General features: G+C 39.3%; 4 protein-coding genes. 1 reads left to right on the top strand and 3 read right to left on the bottom strand.

The genetic code is table 11. The features are described from left to right. Positions 1-359: 359 nt before the first annotated feature. Both H6S82_RS24025 and mobC read right to left on the bottom strand, forming a co-directional pair. On the bottom strand, positions 360-1,664 hold the full coding sequence (locus H6S82_RS24025) for a relaxase/mobilization nuclease domain-containing protein (protein ID WP_190475764.1): 1,305 nt from the start codon (positions 1,662-1,664) through the stop codon (positions 360-362). Continuing rightward, entirely contained in the window at positions 1,665-2,072 is a 408-nt protein-coding gene (gene mobC / locus H6S82_RS24020; RefSeq protein WP_190475762.1) for a plasmid mobilization relaxosome protein MobC, read from the bottom strand. A gap of 841 nt (positions 2,073-2,913) precedes the next feature. Between mobC and H6S82_RS24015 the strand changes: the two genes are divergently transcribed. After that, positions 2,914-3,090: a hypothetical protein gene (locus H6S82_RS24015; protein WP_190475760.1), complete on the top strand. Its 177-nt coding sequence runs from the start codon at positions 2,914-2,916 to the stop codon at positions 3,088-3,090. 75 nt (positions 3,091-3,165) lie between these two features. Here the strand turns inward: H6S82_RS24015 and H6S82_RS24010 are convergent. After that, positions 3,166-3,614 (bottom strand): hypothetical protein (locus tag H6S82_RS24010; protein WP_199317944.1); only part of this gene is annotated, 449 nt, incomplete at its 5' end.

Here is a 3,614-nt window from a genome sequence, read left to right as displayed (position 1 = left end):
TCTTACAATACATTTGTACTATCCTGGGGTAGCGATCGCACTCCTGCAAGTGCCTTAACAAAAGTTCATACAGTGTCGATTACTTTTGTCCGACTACTTACTGCTGCTGTTGATTCAGCAGAAGTGCAGTAGATAAACGAGTTACTATCTGTTGGCACTTCAATCAATTCGACAAAGATGGGGTCGTTTCCTGGTTGAAAGATATGATGCTTGGCTATTTCCATTGTTCAATTCCTCAAATTTGGAGATTTTTAGAAGCTCTCTAAAAGCATCGTATTTTTTCTGCTTTTAATAAACTTCGCCAAAGCGGGTAATTACATTTAGTTAAAATTAACCCCTCTAGTTGGAGGGGATGCAATTTAATCCAGTTCTAACTGAATTTGTCGTTGTTGCTGTTGTTTGCCAAAAGCTTGGAAGTTCTTTATATCTAGTTCGGTAATTTGGCAAGCGTTTAACTGATAGGTTCCATCGGGAGCAAAAGCAGCTTTAAGAATTTCACCCCTATCAATAGCTCTAATTGAGAGAGTTAATTGAGGTTGATTCCATAGAATATTGTATTGACCGAGCGTTTGTCGATCTGAAGAGACAGTAATTAAAGCATCTAAAGCAATTGCAATTATCGTATCTGTTTGACTGCTCTGTTCAACTTTGGCTTCGCTAGTTTGTTCAGTAGGTTTATAAGGATTTGGCTGACGCGGTAGAGAAAGCGATCGCATTGAGGGATTAGCTTTTGATAAATTACTATCATCAGTATCAAATGTGTCCGAGGTAATCAAATCTACTGAAATGGTATCTGTATGCGTGTTTGTTTCGGGTAAAGATTTGTCCCTCTGAAGTTCGTGCGAATCAGCTATTGCTTCTTGTTGTTGCGTTAGCATTTTCAGAAGCTCGTTATCTTCTGAGTCATAGCTAATACCGCGATATTTCTGCAATCCATAAAAAGTGTATGCTTTACCCAATTGAGTGCCATTAAAAGCTATGTCATTTAGCTGGTAAGAAATGCCTTTAATGCAGCCAGTTCTCGTCATTCTAATTTTTATTTCTACACCTTCAGACTGCAATCGTTCTATCAATTCTGGCATGGTCGATCGGGAGGCGACACACTCATCTATTAGGGATTGCAATTGCACGCGCACGCTCTTTTGTCCACTGTCACGATTTTTCCGATATTCTGCTGTTGTCTGCGCTCGTTTTTCTGATTCCCAACTGGGTGCTATAGTTTCTAAACTGTACTTAGCTTCTAGCGATCGAATTACTTCTTGGCTTTTGTAATAGTCCCAGCTATCATCTACTACTGTCCCGTCAAAGCGAATGCGACTGCCTATAATATGGATGTGGTCGTGTTCGGTATCGGTGTGTTTAGCTACAACATATTGGTTATTATCGAATCCTATTGCTTTCATGTAGTCGTCTGCTATGCTACACCAACGTCGATCGTTTTCTGCATCTGAATCGAGTTTTTCTTTGGCGTCTACTGACAAAGTGGCATGGAATACTGCTATTTTGAGATGTGGTTTAAGTTGTCTGGTAATGGCAAATTCGGTACTGAGTGCTTCAGCAGTTTGTCCGCACATAGTACCACCGATTATGTAAGCGCCTTTTTTGCCAAGTACGTAATCGAGACAGCCTCTAAATCCTTTACCTTTGATTTGTTTACCGATCATCTATCTTTGCGTTGATTGAGCGATTTGGGCTGCAAGGGTTTGAATTAAAGTTTGGTTTTCTTTGAGCAGTTGTTGAACGTTTTGTAATAGCGATCGATTCACTGCTACTGGCTCTCCTAGCATGACGGAAGTGTTACAAGCTTTGGCAATTTGATTGAGGTTGTTACCAGCTTGGCGTAGTTCGGTATTAATTTGGCATAAGACTTGGTACGCTTTGAGGTCGAATGCTGCTAAGGGACGGGGCATTGCTCGTCTTGCTACAGTACGACGGACAAATTCGCTCATGGTTAGATTAACTTCTTGGGCTAAAGTTTCGATTTGTTCGTACTCTGCTTCAGTTAATCTCAATTCAAACCTTTTTGACAGTATTTCTTTATATTTAGTATGACGATTGTTTTTCAGTTTCATAGGGTACTATCTACTATCTAAAAGTTATCCCATGTTAAAGAAGAATCCTATTTTCTGAAAACCTCTTACAAGCTGAAATTGACCCCCTCTAACGATTCCCTCCAAGTGGAGGGGATTCATCGTTAAAGTTTTTAAGCAGCATAATATAATATCTGTACTTTATAGATGAGGTGGCTTGACGAGCGATCGCATTCTCTTAAATCACACAGATGTTTCTATGTAATAGACACCCCAGATACTGCAAGTAAGGCTATTCCCTGCTTCAAAGTGTCATCCCATTTCCCACTAGGTTTTTACTTAATATTCTGTTAATTTTGTAGTATTAGTACTTACAAATTGTAATTAAATCTAATAAAAAGCTTAAGCTGTCTTTATCCCTCCGTTGCGGTTTGGTTTCCGCACAAGGAGGGGAGTCTTTGATTATTTTCTAAGCACTAAAAAGTCAATTTGTACGGACAATACCATTGCTTGCTACTAACAATGAAGCGTCATTCTCAGTCATTTCTTTTAACTGTCAATTTTTGTGGTGTGATGTGGTTAAATGTGGTGGAGTGTGGAAAAAAGGTATTTAATTGCTAGTTAGTGATGAAGAGATTGCCACATCAAACCACATCTAGCCACACTGCTCCTCATTACTCCCCATACAACCACAAGTCGATTTGACCTAAGATTTGTTATTTTTGGAGTTTTTTATCAGTCAGGTACAGCGTTAGATTTTTTGACCCTCTCAATCCCCGAACATGGTCGTGGTGAGGAGCAGGCCACAGGCTGCAAAATGCTTTGGATGAGGTATTACCAGAGAACTGTTCAGCCCCAGAATTAATCGAGCATCTTCGGACTAATGGCAGAATCTCTACCTCTCGCCACTCAATCAATTAGTCAACAACAATGGGAATATGCTGCGATAATTTCCCCGATTGCTATTGATAAATTTAATTTTGAATCCAATCAAGGTCGAATTGAAAAAACTTCAAAAGATACTTTGACCGTTAAGGGCAGAAATTACTGCTTAAACTAAGGTTGTCTTGGAGGTTTTTTATATACGTTTAACCAGAGCTTTAATTGGATAAGCCATAACGGTTCAAACGGATTTTTATCGAGTTGTTTGCTTAATGCAACCTTGAGTAAATGCCATCTTTTGTGTTTTACAAAAACGACTCATCGCTTTAGATAAAGACTCAAGACTTTGAAGATTCCGAATCCAACGCGCCCAGAGTAGCTGATTGTCGGTATAACTCCACTCTCCTTGAAGGAGCGTTGCCGTCGAATGATATGTTGCCAATCCGTCAACGAATGCAAAACGAAGCCAAGAAAGCCCATCAAATATATCAGCTCCACAAAGAAAATATGAAATAACCGTGAGAGGCTCTAGACACCCAAAAATATGTATAGGCGTTTGAAGCCCCTGTTCTTGTAAAGCTGCACGTATTCTCAATAAATTCTGACATCTTTCTAAAAGAGTCTCCCCAAGCTCTTTTTCTGTAATGCCGAGTATTGAAAATGAAGCTAGATTATGAGCATTTTTAATTAAACTGTTGACAT

This window comes from Planktothrix sp. FACHB-1355 (assembly GCF_014748295.1).
GTDB classification, from domain to species: Bacteria; Cyanobacteriota; Cyanobacteriia; order Cyanobacteriales; family Aerosakkonemataceae; genus Aerosakkonema; species Aerosakkonema funiforme_A.
The sequence above is the reverse complement of the archived record's forward strand: the minus strand, read 5'-3'. Positions and strand labels throughout refer to the sequence as shown.